At 64.2% G+C, this 14,543-nt stretch carries 12 protein-coding genes; 7 read left to right on the forward strand and 5 right to left on the reverse strand.

What is annotated here, in order from left to right; all coding sequences use genetic code 11:
• Positions 1–75: 75 nt before the first annotated feature.
• A complete protein-coding gene (locus JQ624_RS17210; protein ID WP_212420087.1) occupies positions 76–1,623 on the reverse strand; it encodes a long-chain fatty acid--CoA ligase in 1,548 nt (515 codons plus the stop codon).
• Between the two features lie 192 nt (positions 1,624–1,815).
• Between JQ624_RS17210 and JQ624_RS17215 the strand changes: the two genes are divergently transcribed.
• The 7 genes from JQ624_RS17215 to JQ624_RS17245 all read left to right on the forward strand — a co-directional run bounded on the left by JQ624_RS17215 (position 1,816) and on the right by JQ624_RS17245 (position 10,522).
• Entirely contained in the window at positions 1,816–2,970 is a 1,155-nt protein-coding gene (locus tag JQ624_RS17215; RefSeq protein WP_249129873.1) for an acyl-CoA dehydrogenase family protein, read from the forward strand.
• Between the two features lie 142 nt (positions 2,971–3,112).
• Entirely contained in the window at positions 3,113–4,267 is a 1,155-nt protein-coding gene (locus tag JQ624_RS17220; protein WP_212420192.1) for an acyl-CoA dehydrogenase family protein, read from the forward strand.
• 32 nt (positions 4,268–4,299) lie between these two features.
• Positions 4,300–4,956 carry a glutathione S-transferase family protein gene (locus tag JQ624_RS17225; RefSeq protein WP_212420088.1) on the forward strand — a complete coding sequence of 219 codons (657 nt, stop codon included), beginning with the start codon at positions 4,300–4,302 and terminating at the stop codon, positions 4,954–4,956.
• 115 nt (positions 4,957–5,071) lie between these two features.
• Positions 5,072–5,893 (forward strand): helix-turn-helix domain-containing protein, encoded by an 822-nt coding sequence (locus tag JQ624_RS17230; RefSeq protein WP_212420089.1) that lies wholly within the window; start codon positions 5,072–5,074, stop codon positions 5,891–5,893.
• A gap of 66 nt (positions 5,894–5,959) precedes the next feature.
• Complete coding sequence (locus tag JQ624_RS17235) at positions 5,960–6,826, forward strand: 3-keto-5-aminohexanoate cleavage protein (protein WP_212420090.1); 867 nt, start codon at positions 5,960–5,962, stop codon at positions 6,824–6,826.
• A 109-nt stretch (positions 6,827–6,935) separates the two neighbouring features.
• Positions 6,936–8,552, forward strand: coding sequence for an acyl-CoA carboxylase subunit beta (locus JQ624_RS17240; protein ID WP_212420091.1), 1,617 nt, complete (start codon positions 6,936–6,938; stop codon positions 8,550–8,552).
• Complete coding sequence (locus JQ624_RS17245; RefSeq protein WP_212420092.1) at positions 8,549–10,522, forward strand: acetyl-CoA carboxylase biotin carboxylase subunit; 1,974 nt, start codon at positions 8,549–8,551, stop codon at positions 10,520–10,522. Before JQ624_RS17240 ends, JQ624_RS17245 begins: the two co-directional genes overlap by 4 nt.
• An 80-nt stretch (positions 10,523–10,602) precedes the next feature.
• On the opposite strand, the gene JQ624_RS17250 is transcribed toward JQ624_RS17245, so the two are convergent.
• Genes JQ624_RS17250 through JQ624_RS17265 form a run of 4 tightly spaced genes read right to left on the reverse strand, consistent with a single transcriptional unit; the run spans position 10,603 to position 14,459 of the window.
• Entirely contained in the window at positions 10,603–11,604 is a 1,002-nt protein-coding gene (locus JQ624_RS17250) for an ABC transporter ATP-binding protein (RefSeq protein ID WP_212420093.1), read from the reverse strand.
• A complete protein-coding gene (locus JQ624_RS17255; RefSeq protein ID WP_212420094.1) occupies positions 11,601–12,614 on the reverse strand; it encodes an ABC transporter ATP-binding protein in 1,014 nt (337 codons plus the stop codon). The genes JQ624_RS17250 and JQ624_RS17255 overlap by 4 nt, the downstream gene beginning before the upstream one ends.
• On the reverse strand, positions 12,614–13,507 hold the full coding sequence (locus tag JQ624_RS17260; RefSeq protein WP_212420095.1) for an ABC transporter permease: 894 nt from the start codon (positions 13,505–13,507) through the stop codon (positions 12,614–12,616). Before JQ624_RS17260 ends, JQ624_RS17255 begins: the two co-directional genes overlap by 1 nt.
• A 4-nt stretch (positions 13,508–13,511) precedes the next feature.
• On the reverse strand, positions 13,512–14,459 hold the full coding sequence (locus JQ624_RS17265; RefSeq protein WP_212420096.1) for an ABC transporter permease: 948 nt from the start codon (positions 14,457–14,459) through the stop codon (positions 13,512–13,514).
• Between the last annotated feature and the right edge of the window lie 84 nt (positions 14,460–14,543).

Here is a 14,543-nt window from a genome sequence, read left to right on the forward strand (position 1 = left end):
CGGCTTCTGAACAATCAAGCCCGCTGGCGATGAGCCAGCGGGCTTTTTCTTTCTGTTGGCCCCGCAGACAGGCCGTTACGAGGCGAGCTTGTCGGTGGCTTTCGGCGCGCTGAAAGTCTTTCGTAGCGTCGGCTTGTGAATCTTGCCCGTCGCGTTGCGCGGCAGGGCATCGACGAATTCGATCAGCCGCGGACATTTGAACCGCGCCAGATTGGCCGCGCAATGGGCGTGAACTTCCGCAGGCGTCAGCGTGTGGCCGGGCTTCACGGCGATGATCGCCATGCCGACCTCGCCCCATTGCTCGTTGGGAACGCCGATGATGGCGGCTTCGGCTATTGCCGTGAGCTGATGCAGCACGCTCTCGACTTCGGCCGGATAGACGTTCTCGCCGCCGGAAATGTACATGTCCTTCCAGCGGTCCACGATGTAGTAGAAGCCCTCCTCGTCGATGCGCGTGGCATCGCCGGTGTGCAGCCAGCCATCGGTGAATGACGACTGGTTGGCCTCCGGCCTGTTCCAGTAGCCGGGGGTGACGTTGGGCCCTTTGACCCAGAGTTCGCCGAGCTCGCCGACATCGGCGTCGGTTCCGTCCGGACGAACGATCCGCACTTCCGTATGCAGCACCGGTTTGCCGGAAGAGCCTGCCTTGCGCGCGGCGTCCTCGCGGTCGAGCGCCAGCACCGCCGGAGACGTCTCGGTCATACCGTAGCCCTGCTGCAGGGCGACGCCGCGCTCTTCCCACACTTTCAGGAGCGGTACCGGCATCGGCGCGCCGCCGACGCCGCCGATCACCAGGCGGCTGAAATCGGACGTCGCGAACGAAGGATGCTGCGCCATGAACTGGTAGATCGCGGGCACGCCGAAGAATTGGGTAATGCCGTAGGATGGGTCGCTGATCAGTTGCAGCGCCAGGCCGGGATCGAACGCCCGCATGATCAGGACAGTGCCGCCGGCATGCAGCACCGGGTTGGTGTAGCAATTGAGCCCGCCGGTATGAAACAGCGGCAGCACGGTGAGCAGCACCGTCGACGGCGAGACATAGGCGGGGCCGCCGAGATTGACGCAATTCCAGAACGTCATGCCATGGGTGATGATCGCGCCCTTGGGCTGGCCTGTCGTGCCCGAGGTGTACATGATGGTCGAGATGTCGTCATGCGTGACTTCCTCAAAGCGGTCGAGCGGCTTTGAGCTTGCAATTGCCGCCTCATAGGAGCCGCCTGCGCCGAGCAGCAGCGCCGACGAGACATTGCAGAGCTTTGCGACCGTCAGCCCGACTTCGGCGAGATCGGTATCGTGGATCATCACTTTCGGCGAGGAATCGCCGACGATGAACTGCAATTCAGGAACCGTAAGCCGCGTATTCAGCGGCAGGAACACCGCCCCTAACCGGCCGCAGGCGAACTGCACCTCCAGCGTATCGGTCGTGTTCAGCGCCAGCACGGCGACGCGGTCGCCGCGCGTGACACCGAGCGCATCGCGCAGGTGGGTGGCAAGGCGTGAGATGCGCGCGTCGAACTGCGCGTAGGAAAGCCGGCGGTCGCTGGCGAGGTCGTGGGCTGCGATCTTGTCCGGCGTGCGCCGGCCGAAATGCGCGATCCAGTCGTAATGGCGAACCGACGACATGCTTCCTCCAGGGGTAGAGCGGTCTTGCGCCGCGATATCGGCCGATTTTATCTCATTTTTATCGAGTGAAGCCGGCATATCGGCATATTGTCTTGCGTTGTGTAGCTGGCCCGTGGCCAGATCGGCCGCAGCCGCTCAACGCAAGTTTGCGCAGGCCAAATCGGGGCATCGTGACTCCTAGGGGAGGAAACCATGCTGGAGCGCACAAAGGTGCAAAGCCCGTTCTACACCAGCGAACACGAAGCCTTCCGCGACGTGATGCGCCGCTTCGTGGCGCGCGAGATCGAGCCTTACGCCCACGAATGGGACGAGGCCGGCGAGTTTCCGCGCGAGCTTTATCGGAAAGCGTCCGAGATCGGGCTGCTCGGGCTCGGCTTCCCGGAAGAATATGGCGGCGTCGCCGCCGACCAGTTCATGAAGATCGTGGCGTCGCAGGAGCTGGCGCGCGCCGGCGCGGGCGGGATCAGTGCGAGCCTGATGAGCCATACCATCGGTTCGCCGCCGATCGCGCGGGCCGCACGCCCTGAGGTCAAGGCGCGGGTGCTGCCGCAGGTGCTGGCGGGTGAGAAGATTTCCGCGCTCGCGATTACCGAGCCGAGCGGCGGCTCGGATGTGGCCAACCTCCGCACCAAGGCGCGGCGTGATGGCGACCATTACGTCGTCAGCGGCGAAAAGACTTTTATCACCTCGGGCATGCGGGCGGATTATCTGACGGTCGCGGTGCGCACCGGCGGCGAGGGGCCGGGTGGCGTGAGCATGCTGCTGATCGAGGGCGACACGCCGGGCCTGTCGCGCACGAAACTGAAAAAGATGGGCTGGTGGGCGTCGGACACCGCCACGCTGCATTTCGACGAGTGCCGTGTGCCGACCGAAAACCTGATCGGTGAGGAGGGCCAAGGCTTCAAGATCATCATGCACAATTTCAACAGCGAGCGCATGGGCATGGCGGCGAGCTGCACGGCCTATGCCCGCGTCTGCGTCGAGGAGGCCATCGCCTACGCCAGGGAGCGCAAGACGTTTGGCAAGCCGATCGCGCAGCACCAGGTGATCCGCCACAAGCTGGTCGACATGGCGCAGAAGGTCGCGGCGTCGCAGGCGATGCTGGAAATGCTGGCTTGGCGGCTCGGTCAGGGCGAGAGCCCGGTCGCCGAAATCTGCATGATGAAGAACCAGGCGACCCAGACCATGGCGTTCTGCGCCTCCGAGGCCGTGCAGATCTTTGGCGGCGCCGGCTTCATGCGCGGCGTCAAGGTCGAGCGCATCTACCGCGAGGTCAAGGTCAACGCCATCGGCGGCGGTACCGAGGAGATCATGAAGGATCTCGCGTCGAGGCAGATGGGGTTGTGAGTTCGGATCTGTCAATTTGCGTCATTCCGGGGCGGCGCGAAGCGACGAGCCCGGAATCCATCGAGCTGCAAGTGTTGTGGCGCAATGGATTCCGGGCTCAGCCCGTTGGGCTGCCCCGGAATGAAGAAGGATGAATGAAACGATGCTCTTCACCGCCGACCACGACGAACCCCGTCGGGCCTTGCAAAAGTTCATCGCCGCCGAGATCAATCCTTTCGTCGACGAATGGGAGAACAACGGCATCTTCCCCGCGCATGAGCTGTTCAAGAAGCTCGGCGATCTCGGCTTTCTCGGCCTCAACAAGCCGGTCGAATTCGGCGGCCAAGGGCTCGATTACTCCTACGCGCTGATGATGGCCGAAGAGCTCGGCGCCATCACCTGCGGCGGCGTGCCGATGGCGATCGGGGTGCAGACCGACATGGCAACGCCGGCGCTGGCGCGGTTCGGCTCGGACGAGGTGCGCCGCGAGTTTCTGGCGCCCGCGATTGCCGGCGACGCGGTGGCCTGCATCGGCGTCTCCGAGCCGGGCGCCGGCTCCGATGTCGCCTCGATCAAGACAAGTGCGCGCTCCGATGGCGACGACTACGTCATCAACGGCGGCAAGATGTGGATCACCAATGGCGTGCAGGCCGACTGGATCTGCCTGCTCGCCAATACCAGCGACGACCAGGTCCATCGCAACAAGTCGCTGATCTGCGTGCCGATGAAGAGCAAGGGCGTGCAGGTCGCGCGCAAGCTCGACAAGATGGGGATGCGCTCTTCCGACACCGCGCAGATCTTCTTCGACAATGTGCGGGTGCCCAAGCGCAACCGGATCGGCGAGGAGGGCAAGGGTTTTACCTACCAGATGGTGCAGTTCCAGGAAGAGCGGCTGTGGGGCGCGGCCGCCTGCCTCAAGGCGCATGAGTTCATCATATCAGAGACCATCGAATATACCCGCAACCGAAAAGCGTTCGGAAAGTCGATCCTCGACAACCAGACCGTCCATTTCAAGCTGGCGGAGATGCAGACCGAGGTCGAACTCTTGCGCGCGCTGATCTACCGCGCCGCCGAGGCGCTGGTCGCGGGCGAGGACGTGACGCGGCTCGCCACCATGGCCAAGCTGAAGGCAGGGCGTCTGGGCCGCGAGCTCACCGATGCCTGCCTGCAGTTCTGGGGCGGTATGGGCTTTATGAACGAGACGCCGGTGAGTCGGGCCTATCGCGACAGCCGCCTGACCTCGATCGGCGGCGGCGCTGATGAGGTGATGCTGACGGTGTTGTGCAAGATGATGGGCACACTGCCGAAAAACCAATAAGAAGCGATCGGAAGCTACGAAGGGAACGCCAGATGATCACGCTCTATCACTGCGACGGCGCGCGCTCGTTTCGTCCGCTCTGGATGCTGGAAGAGATGGGGCTGCCGTATGAGCTGAAAATGCTGCCGTTCCCGCCGCGGGTGTTCGCCAAGGAATATCTCGCGATCAATCCGCTCGGCACCATTCCGTTCATGGTCGACGGCGAGACCAGGATGACGGAGTCGTCCGGAATCTGTCATTACCTCGGGACCAAATACGGACCGACGCCGCTGGTGGTAGGGCAGGACGATCCGGCTTATGGCGCGTTCCTGAACTGGATGTATTTCAGCGACGCCACGCTGACCTTTCCGCAAACGCTGGTGCTGAGATACAGCCAGCTCGAGCCGGAGGAACGCCGCAACCCGCAGGTGGCCGGCGATTATGCCAAATGGTTCCTCGGCCGGCTGCGCGCTGTCGAGGCAGCCACTGCGAACGCGGAATTCCTCTGTGCCGGCCGTTTTACCGCCGCCGATATCGTCAACGGCTATGCATTGCGGCTGGCCGGCAATATCGGTCTCGCGAAGGATTTTGGCCCCAATGTTGCCGCCTATTGGGCCCGGTTGCAGGAACGTGACGGGTACAAGCGCGCCGTTGCGGCGGAACGCAAGGCCGGCGTCGAGCAGAATGTGGCGCCACGGATCCGGGCCTGAAGAGGGGCCGATCCGGGCCTTCGAATTAACCTTTTCCAGTCGGTGACAGACACCGAATTTCCGCTATGGTTGACCCCATCGCAGCGGCCAGAGAGCCGCGCGAGGAGGACGAACCATGGACGATGTCGGCCGCAAATCGGGCCACCTGATGCTGATCACTCCGGAGCGCGTGTTCTACGCCGGCCTGCTCGGCCGGCCCCGGCAACGCTGCTCGGGCGGGTTCAACATCTATGTCGCGCTTGAGGGCGGTCTCTGGCTCACCACCGCCGATGGTCGTGAAACCCATGGCGAAATGGTCGCCCTGTTGCCGAACATCAGGCACACCATCGCCAGCGATTATCGTTCGGTGCTCAGCGTCGTAATCGAGCCGGAGAGCGTTCGCCCCGGTGCGCTGGAAGATCTCGCCGGGCGCCTCGCCGGCCCTGAAGGCGAAGCTTTCACCAGCCGCATCCGCGCTGCCTATCGCGAACTGCGCGAACATCACGCAGGCGACGAGTTCTCCAGCGCCGAATTCGATCTCCTGTGTCTTGGCGAGGCCCTGCCGCAGCGCATGCTCGATCCGCGCGTGGCGCGCGCGATTCTGCAGATCGGAAAATTCTCCGGCGAGCCGGTGACGGCGGCGAGTTGCGCCGCGGAGGCCGGCCTGTCGCCTTCGCGCTTCCTGCACCTGTTCAAGGAAGAGACCGGAATTTCCTTCCGCTCGTTCCGCGCCTGGAAACGGGCGCGGCATCTGCTGCATTTCGCCAACCAGGACATCAACCTCGCGCATCTCGCGCAGGATATCGGCTATCCCGACTCCACGCATTTCAGCCACTCGATCCGCCGCTTCTATGGCTTGAAGCCGCGCGCGATCTTTTCAGGTTCGCGCGATCTGGCGATCTACAGCCACCGCCATGCCGCCGCCGGCAATAGCGGGTGGACGCAAGAAGCCGGCTGATGCGGGACGCATGATCGCGCTGGATATTTTCGCTACTCCTCGCGTCTCGCAATCGAAGGCTGATCCATGGGCGACAAGGCCGTCATTACCTGCGCGCTGAACGGCGTGCTGACCGATCCGAAGCAGCACAATGTGCCTGTCACGCCGGAGCAGATGGCGCGCGAGGCCAAGGCCGCGTTCAACGCCGGCGCCAGCATCATGCATGTCCATCTGCGCCAGCAGGAGCCGAACAAGGGCCATCTGCCGTCCTGGGACGTCAGCGTCAGCAAGGAAGTTCAGCAGGCGATCCGCGAGGCTTGTCCCGGCGTCATCATCAACCACACCACCGGCACCTCGGGTCCGAAATATCAGGGCGCGCTCGATTGCGTGCGCGAGACGAGGCCTGAGATCGCGGCCTGCAACGCAGGTTCGCTGAATTATCTGAAGGTGAAGTCCGACAACACCTGGGCCTGGCCGCCAATGATGTTCGATAACGCCGTCGAGAAGGTGCAGGACTATCTCGACGTCATGAAGGAAGCGGGTACGATTCCCGAGTTCGAATGCTTTGACGTCGGCATCGTGCGCTGCGTCGGCATGTACCGGCAGACCGGCATGTATTCCGGCCCGCTCGAATATAACTTCGTGATGGGCGTCGCCTCCGGCATGCCGGCGGATCCGGACCTGCTGCCGATCCTGTTGAAGCTGAAACTGCCGGAAGCGCATTGGCAGGTGACCGCGATCGGCCGCGCCGAAATCTGGCCGCTGCACCAGCGCTGTGCCGATCTCGGCGGGCATCTGCGCACCGGGCTTGAGGATACGTTCTATCTCGGCGACGGCACCAAGGTGACCTCGAACGGGCAATTGATCGAAGCGATCGCCGCCTGCGCGCGGCGCGCCGGTCGCGAGATCGCGAGCCCGGTGGAAGCGCGGCAGATATTTGGGACGAAGCATTGACGATCGTGTCTACCGTCATTGCGAGCGGAGCGAAGCAATCCATCTCGCGGCAAGGAAAGTATGGATTGCTTCGTCGCTTCGCTCCTCGCAATGATGCGCAGGAGAGTCCATGGCTGTAATCGAATCCACCATCTCCCCCTCCAGCGCCGCCTATAAAGCCAACCGCGACGGCATGCTGACGCTGATCACACGCATGCGCGCCCTCGAAGATCGCACACGGACCGCATCGGCAGCCGCCAGGGACCGCTTCCACAAGCGCGGGCAGTTGCTGCCGCGCGAGCGCGTGGCGCTGGTGCTTGACCCCGGTTCTCCCTTCATCGAACTGTCGACACTCGCCGGCTACATGTTCGACGTGCCAGATGCGGACAAAAGCGTGCCCGGCGGCGGCGTGATCGCGGGCATCGGTTTCGTCTCCGGCATCCGCTGCATGGTCAGTGCCAATGATTCCGGCATCGACGCCGGCGCGCTGCAGCCGTTCGGCCTCGACAAGACGTTGCGGGTGCAGGAACTGGCGCTGGAGAACAAGCTGCCCTATGTGCAGCTGGTCGAAAGCGCCGGTGCCAACCTGTTGCGCTACCGCGTCGAGGACTTTATCCGCGGCGGTAACATCTTTCGCAATCTGGCGCGGCTGTCGGCGGCGGGGTTGCCCGTCGTCACCGTGACGCACGGATCGTCGACCGCGGGCGGCGCTTATCAAACGGGATTATCCGATTACATCGTGATGGTGCGGGGCCGCACCCGCGCCTTCCTCGCCGGTCCGCCGCTGTTGAAGGCCGCGACGGGCGAGATCGCAACGGAGGAAGAGCTCGGCGGCGCCGAGATGCACACCTCTATTTCCGGTCTCGGCGATTATCTGGCCGAGGATGACCGCGATGCGCTGCGTATCGCGCGCGACATCATGGCCAATCTGGAATGGGACCGGCCGCAGCCGGCGCAAGGAGCATTCAAACCGCCGCGCTACGATGCGGAGGAATTGCTCGGCATCATGCCGATGGACCACAAGCGTCCCGTCGACATGCGCCAGGCGATTGCCCGCTTCATCGACGATTCCGATTTCACCGAGTTCGGCGCCAATTACGGCCCGGCGACCGTGTGCGGCCATGCCCGCATCGAAGGGCAGGCGATCGGGATCATCACCAACAACGGCCCGCTTGATGTGCCCGGCGCCAACAAGGCGACGCACTTTATTCAAGCCTGCTGCCAGTCGCGCACACCGATTCTGTATATGAACAACACCACGGGCTACATGGTCGGCAAGGCCTATGAGGAAGCCGGCATGATCAAGCACGGCTCCAAGATGATCCAGGCGGTGACCTCGGCGACCGTGCCGCAGATCACGATCTATTGCGGGGCCTCGTTCGGCGCCGGCAATTACGGCATGTGCGGCCGCGGCTTCCACCCGCGCTTCTGCTTCTCGTGGCCCAACGCCAAGACCGCCGTGATGGGCGGCGAGCAGGCGGCCGAAACCATGGCGATCGTGACCGAGGCTGCAGCCATCAGGCGCGGCAAGCCGATCGAGAAGGAGAAGCTGGACGCCATGAAGGCGCAGATCACGGGCGTGTTCGACGGCCAGATGGACGTGTTCTCGACCAGCGCGCGGGTGCTCGACGACGGCGTGATCGATCCGCGCGATACCCGCGGCGTGCTCTCTGAGGTGCTGGCGATCTGCCGCGAGGCCGAGGCCCGCACGCCCCAGCGCATGCAATTCTCGGTCGCGCGGCCATGAGCGGGATAGCGATGAAGCGGACGCCGTTCTTCAAGATTCTCGTCGCCAACCGCGGCGAGATCGCGCTGCGGATCATGCGCACCGCGCGCCAGCTTGGCTATGGCGTGGTCGCCGTCTATTCGGATGCCGACCGCGACGCCCTGCATGTGCGTGAGGCGGATCAGGCGGTCCGGATCGGCGAGGCGCTGCCGGCGCAATCCTATCTGAAGATCGACGCAATCATTACCGCCGCCAAGGCCAGTGGCGCCGGCGCGGTGCACCCGGGCTATGGCTTCCTCGCCGAGAACGAAGATTTCGCACAGGCCTGCCGCGAGGCCGGGTTGGTTTTCATCGGCCCTTCGCCGGAGGCGATCCGGGCAATGGGCAACAAGGCGGGCGCCAAGGACATCATGCAAAAGGCCGGTGTGCCCTGTGTACCCGGCTATCAAGGCGCGGACCAGAGCGATGCCGGGATGCTGGCGGAAGCCAACAAGATCGGCTTCCCCGTCATGATCAAGGCGGTCGCCGGCGGCGGCGGGCGCGGCATGCGGCTGGTCGCGGACGCCGAGGCATTTCCGGATGCGCTGCGCAGCGCAAGGTCGGAGGCGCAGGGCGCTTTCGGCGACCCCGCCATGATCCTGGAGCGCGCCATCGTCGATCCACGCCATATCGAAATCCAGGTGTTCGGCGACCGCTACGGCAACGCCATCCATCTCGGCGAGCGCGATTGTTCGGTGCAGCGCCGGCACCAGAAGGTTATCGAGGAAGCGCCGTCGCCGAAGGTGACGCCGGAACTGCGGGCTCGGATGGGCGCGGTCGCGGTCGCTGCGGTCAAGTCGCTTAGTTATGAGGGCGCAGGCACGCTCGAATTCCTGCTCGACCAGAGCGGCGAGTTCTATTTCATGGAAATGAACACGCGGCTGCAGGTCGAGCATCCCGTCACCGAGGCGATCACCGGGCTTGATCTGGTCGAGCTGCAGTTGCGTATCGCCGCGGGCGAGCCGCTGGGGCTCAAGCAGGAGGATGTCAAATTCACCGGTCACGCCATCGAGGTGCGGCTGTGTTCCGAGGATGCGGGCCATGATTTCGTGCCGCAGTCCGGCAAAATGGCGCTGTGGCAGATGCCGGATGGCGTCCGCGTCGAGCACGCGCTACAATCCGGCTCCGTAATCCCGCCGTTCTATGATTCAATGATCGCCAAGATCATCAGCCACGGCGCCGATCGCAACGAGGCGCGGGGCCGGCTGATCTGCGGGCTGGAGCAGACGGCCGCGTTCGGCGTCACCACCAATCAGGGATTTCTGATCTCCTGCCTGCGCCATCCTGGCTTCGCCAAGGGTGAAGCGACCACAGCTTTCATCGGCAATCATCGCGAAGAGTTGCTGGCGCCGTGTGCGGACGATGCGGGCGCGGCACTGGCGGCGTTGCTGCTATACGTCACCAATCCGCATGCGCCGCCCTGGCGCAGCGGGCGCAGTCTGGCGGCGACGTTTCCTCTGACGATGCGGATCGATCTTGGCCGGGGCGTGCTGGAGGTGGATATCGTACGTGAACGCGATGGAAGCTATGTCGCGAGCCTCGGCGGCGAACAGCGTTTCGATATTGACGAACTCGACCGCGATACAATCCGCTTCCGCACCGACGGCATGATGGAGTCTGCGCGTTTCCTGCGCGATGGCGACCGCCTGTATATCCTGCATCGCGGTACCACGATTGCCGTTCGCGACCTGACGCTTGCAGCACCGGAATCCGCGTCTGCCGCCGGCGGCGACGGCAAGGTGCGCGCGGCGATGAATGGCCGCGTGGTGGCCGTGCTGGTCAAGCCCGGTGAGCGGGTGGCGTCCGGTCAGCCCGTGATGACGCTGGAGGCGATGAAGATGGAGCACGTGCACACGGCGGGTGTCGCGGGCACGGTTTCGTCCATCGACGTGGCCGAGGGTGAGCAGGTGACGACCGGCAGGATCGTGGTGGAGATTGCGGGGACTGCGTAGCTCCGTAGGGTGGGCAAAGGAGCGCAGCGACGTGCCCACCATTCTCGCTGTGCGCGAGAGCACGCTGCGCTTTGCCCACCCTACAAGATTTGCTCCGGTCGCCCGGTGCCCTCATTCAGCCAGCACGCCACCTCGTGCCGCTCGCCGGCCCCCGCCAGCGCCGGCCGCTCCACCTTGCAGCGGTCCATGGCGTAGCGGCAGCGGGTGTGGAAGGCGCAACCTGATGGCGGGTTGATCGGGCTTGGGACGTCGCCGTCGACCATGGGCGCAAGGCGCTTTGCCTTGGGATCGGCGATCGGGACCGAGGCCAGCAATGCCTGCGTATAGGGATGGCGCGGGTTGGCAAACAATTCGGTCTTGTCCGCGATCTCGACGATGCGCCCGAGATACATCACCGCGACGCGGTGGCTGATATGGGCGACGACGGCAAGGTCATGGGCGATGAACAAATACGAAAAGCCGTTCTTGCGTTGCAGGTCGATCAACAGGTTGATCACCTGCGCCTGGATCGAGACGTCGAGCGCCGAGACCGGCTCGTCGCACACGATCAGGCTCGGCCCAAGTGACAACGCCCGCGCGATGCAGATGCGTTGCCGTTGCCCGCCGGAGAACTGGTGCGGATAATTCTTCATCTGGTCGGCTCTGAGACCGACCTGCGCAAACAGTTCGGCGACGCGCTCCTGTTGCGCGCGACCGGTTGCGAGGCCGTGGACGCTGAGCGGCTCGCCGACGATATCGCCCGCGGTCATGCGCGGATTGAGCGAAGCAAATGGGTCCTGGAACACGATCTGCATCGAGCGCCGATGCGGTCGCATCTCGGCCTTGCTCAAACCGGTGATATCGATGCCGTTGAGCTTGATCGCGCCAGAGGACGGCTCCACCAGCCGGAGCACGCTGCGCGCGACCGTCGATTTGCCGCAGCCGGATTCGCCGACCAGCCCCAGCGTCTCGCCCTTGCCGACCGAAAAACTGACGCCGTCCACCGCATGCACGGTGCCGACGCGCCGCCGCAGAACGCCGCCGCGCACCGCGTAATGCTTGACGAGGTCGGTGACTTCGAGCAGGGGATGTTGATCTGTCATGGCGCGCCCACCAATTCCGCTGCCCGCCAGCACGCCGCGAAGTGGTCACCGCCGACTTCCTGCAGTGGCGGGTATTCTGCGCGGCAGCGATCAACGGCGAGGCTGCAGCGCGGCGCAAAGGCGCAGCCCGGCGGCAGGTTCGTCAGCGACGGCACCATGCCGGGAATCTCGGTCAGCCGCGCATCGGTCTTCGCGCCGAACGAAATCACCGCCGGCATCGAGGCCATCAGCCCGCGTGTGTAGGGATGCTTCGGATTCGCGAACAGGTCCTCTACCGTCGCTTCCTCGACCTTCTTGCCGGCATACATCACGATGACGCGCTGCGCCGTTTGCGCCACCACGCCGAGATCGTGCGTAATCAGGATCAGGCCGGTGCCGAGCGTCTTTTGCAGATCGACGATCAGCGCCAGGATCTGCGCCTGGATCGTCACGTCGAGCGCGGTAGTCGGCTCGTCCGCGATCAACAGCGCGGGCCGGCACGCTAAGGCCATCGCGATCATCGCGCGCTGCCGCATCCCGCCGGAAAGCTGATGCGGATATTCATGCGCGCGGCGTTCCGGCTCGGGGATGCGGACCAGGCGCAGCATTTCGACCGCCTTGGCCCACGTCTCCTTGGACGTCATTTCCCGGTGCAGGCGGAGCACTTCGGTGATCTGGTCGCCGATCCGCATCACGGGATTGAGCGAGGTCATCGGTTCCTGAAAAATCATCGAGATCCGGTTGCCGCGGATCTTGCGCATCTCGGCCTCGTCAAGGCCGAGTAGATCGGTCCCTTCCAGCGTCACCGAGCCGCCGACCACCCGGCCCGGCGGGTCGGGCACCAGCCGCATCACCGACAGCGCGGTCACGCTCTTGCCGCAACCGGATTCGCCGACGATCGCCAGCGTCTCGCCGCGGCGGACGCTGAACGAGACGTCGTCGACCGCGCGGAACAGTCCCGAATTGGTGAAGAACACCGTCTGAAGGTTCTTCACATCGAGAACCGTGTCGTCCTTCTGCGCCTCGGTCATCAGCCGCGCTGCCTCGGGTCGAGGATGTCGCGCAAGGCATCGCCGAACAGATTGGTTCCGAACACCGCAAGGCTGATGGCGACGCCGGGGAAGATCACCAGCCACGGCGCGGTGCGGACATATTCCGCCGCCGATTCCGACAGCATGCGCCCCCAGGACGGATAAGGCTCGGGAATGCCGAGGCCGAGAAACGACAGCGAGGCCTCGGTGAGAATGGTCGAGCCGAGCTGCGCGGTCGCCAGCACGATCAGGGGCGCCAGCGTGTTGGGCAGCACGTGACGGAGCGCGATGCGGGTCTCGCTCATGCCGATCGATTTGGCGGCTTCGACGAACGGCAGTTCGCGCAGCGCCAGCGTGTTGGCGCGGATCACGCGGGCGACCGTCGGAATCAGCGGGATCGCAATGGCGATGATCACGTTGGGCAGTGACGGTCCGAGCGCCGCCGTCATCACCAGCGCCAGCACCAGCAAGGGCAGGGCCTGCAGAATGTCGGTGATGCGCTGGAACAGCAGATCGACCCAGCCTGACAGATAGCCCGATGCGAGGCCGACCATGACGCCGATCGACGATCCCAGCACGGTGGCGCCGATGCCGACGGCCAGTGAGATCCGTGCGCCGTGGACGATCCGGCTCCAGACGTCGCGGCCGAATGAATCGGTTCCCATCCAGTGCCGGATGCTGGGTGCGGCCAGTCGTTGCGCGGAATCGACGCTGAGCGGATCGTAGCGGCAAATCAGGTCGGCCGAGATCGCCATCCAGACGAACATCACCATGATGACAAGGCCGATCGTGCCGAGCAGATAGCGTTGCGCCAGAAACAGCAGACGGCGCCAGCCATGCGTCGAATGGGCGCCGGCCCGTCTTAACTCGCTATCGAAGTTGATCGTGGCCAAGCTGCTAGTCCCCGTACCGGATGCGCGGGTCGATCGCGGCGTAAAGCATGTCGACGGTGAAGTTTGCGACCACCACGACCACGGCGATCAGCATCACGAGATTTTGGACGATCGGATAATCGCGCCAGCGCAGCGCCTCCACCAGGAAGCGGGCGATGCCGGGAATATTGAACACGGTTTCAGTGACGATCAGCCCGCCGATCAGGAAGGCCGCCTCGATGCCGATCACCGTAATGACCGGGAGAATGGCGTTCTTCAGCGCGTGGCGATAATTGACCGACGCCTCGGATGCGCCCTTGGCGCGCGCGGTGCGGATGTAGTCCTGCCGCAGGATTTCCAGCATCGAGGAACGCGTGATGCGCATGGTCAGCGCGGCGCTGCGAAAGCCGACCGCCATCGCCGGAACGGCGTAGATCGCAAAAGCCTCGGTCCAGGTCTTCGGATTCGGATTGTAGATCGGCATGCTGCCGAACAGCGAAACCGACGCCATCAGGATCAATAGCCCAAGCCAGAAGGAAGGCAGCGACAGGCCGCTCAGGCTGACGATACGCAAGGCATAGTCGAGCCGCGAGCCCTGATGGACCGCGCTCAGCACCCCTAAGGGAATGCCGATGGAAGCGGAGAACAGCAGCGCCAGCGCCGCCAGCCGCGCGGTGATCGGAATGCGCGGCAGGATCTCCTGCAGCGCCGGCTTCTCCGAGACGTAGGAATAGCCGAGGTCGCCATGCAGCAGCCCGCCGATCCAGTTCAGATATTGCTGGTAGATCGGCAGGTTAAGGCCAAGTTCCTTTTCCAGATTGGCCTTGTCGGTGGGGTCGACGAAGCCGGCGGCGTCGAACAGGATGTCGACGATGTTGCCGGGGACGACGCGCAGCAGCACGAAGATGATGATCGAGATCCCGATCAGGGTCACGAGCATCAAGGCGAGGCGTCGCACGATATAAGCAAACACCTAGGCGATTCTCCCTGGCAGGCCGGCTTGAGTTCGATTCTGATCAAATCAGAACCGAACTCCAGTTTTTCTTGGTTTGACGCG

This window comes from Bradyrhizobium sp. AUGA SZCCT0283, assembly GCF_018130385.1.
Taxonomy (GTDB): Bacteria; Pseudomonadota; Alphaproteobacteria; order Rhizobiales; family Xanthobacteraceae; genus Bradyrhizobium.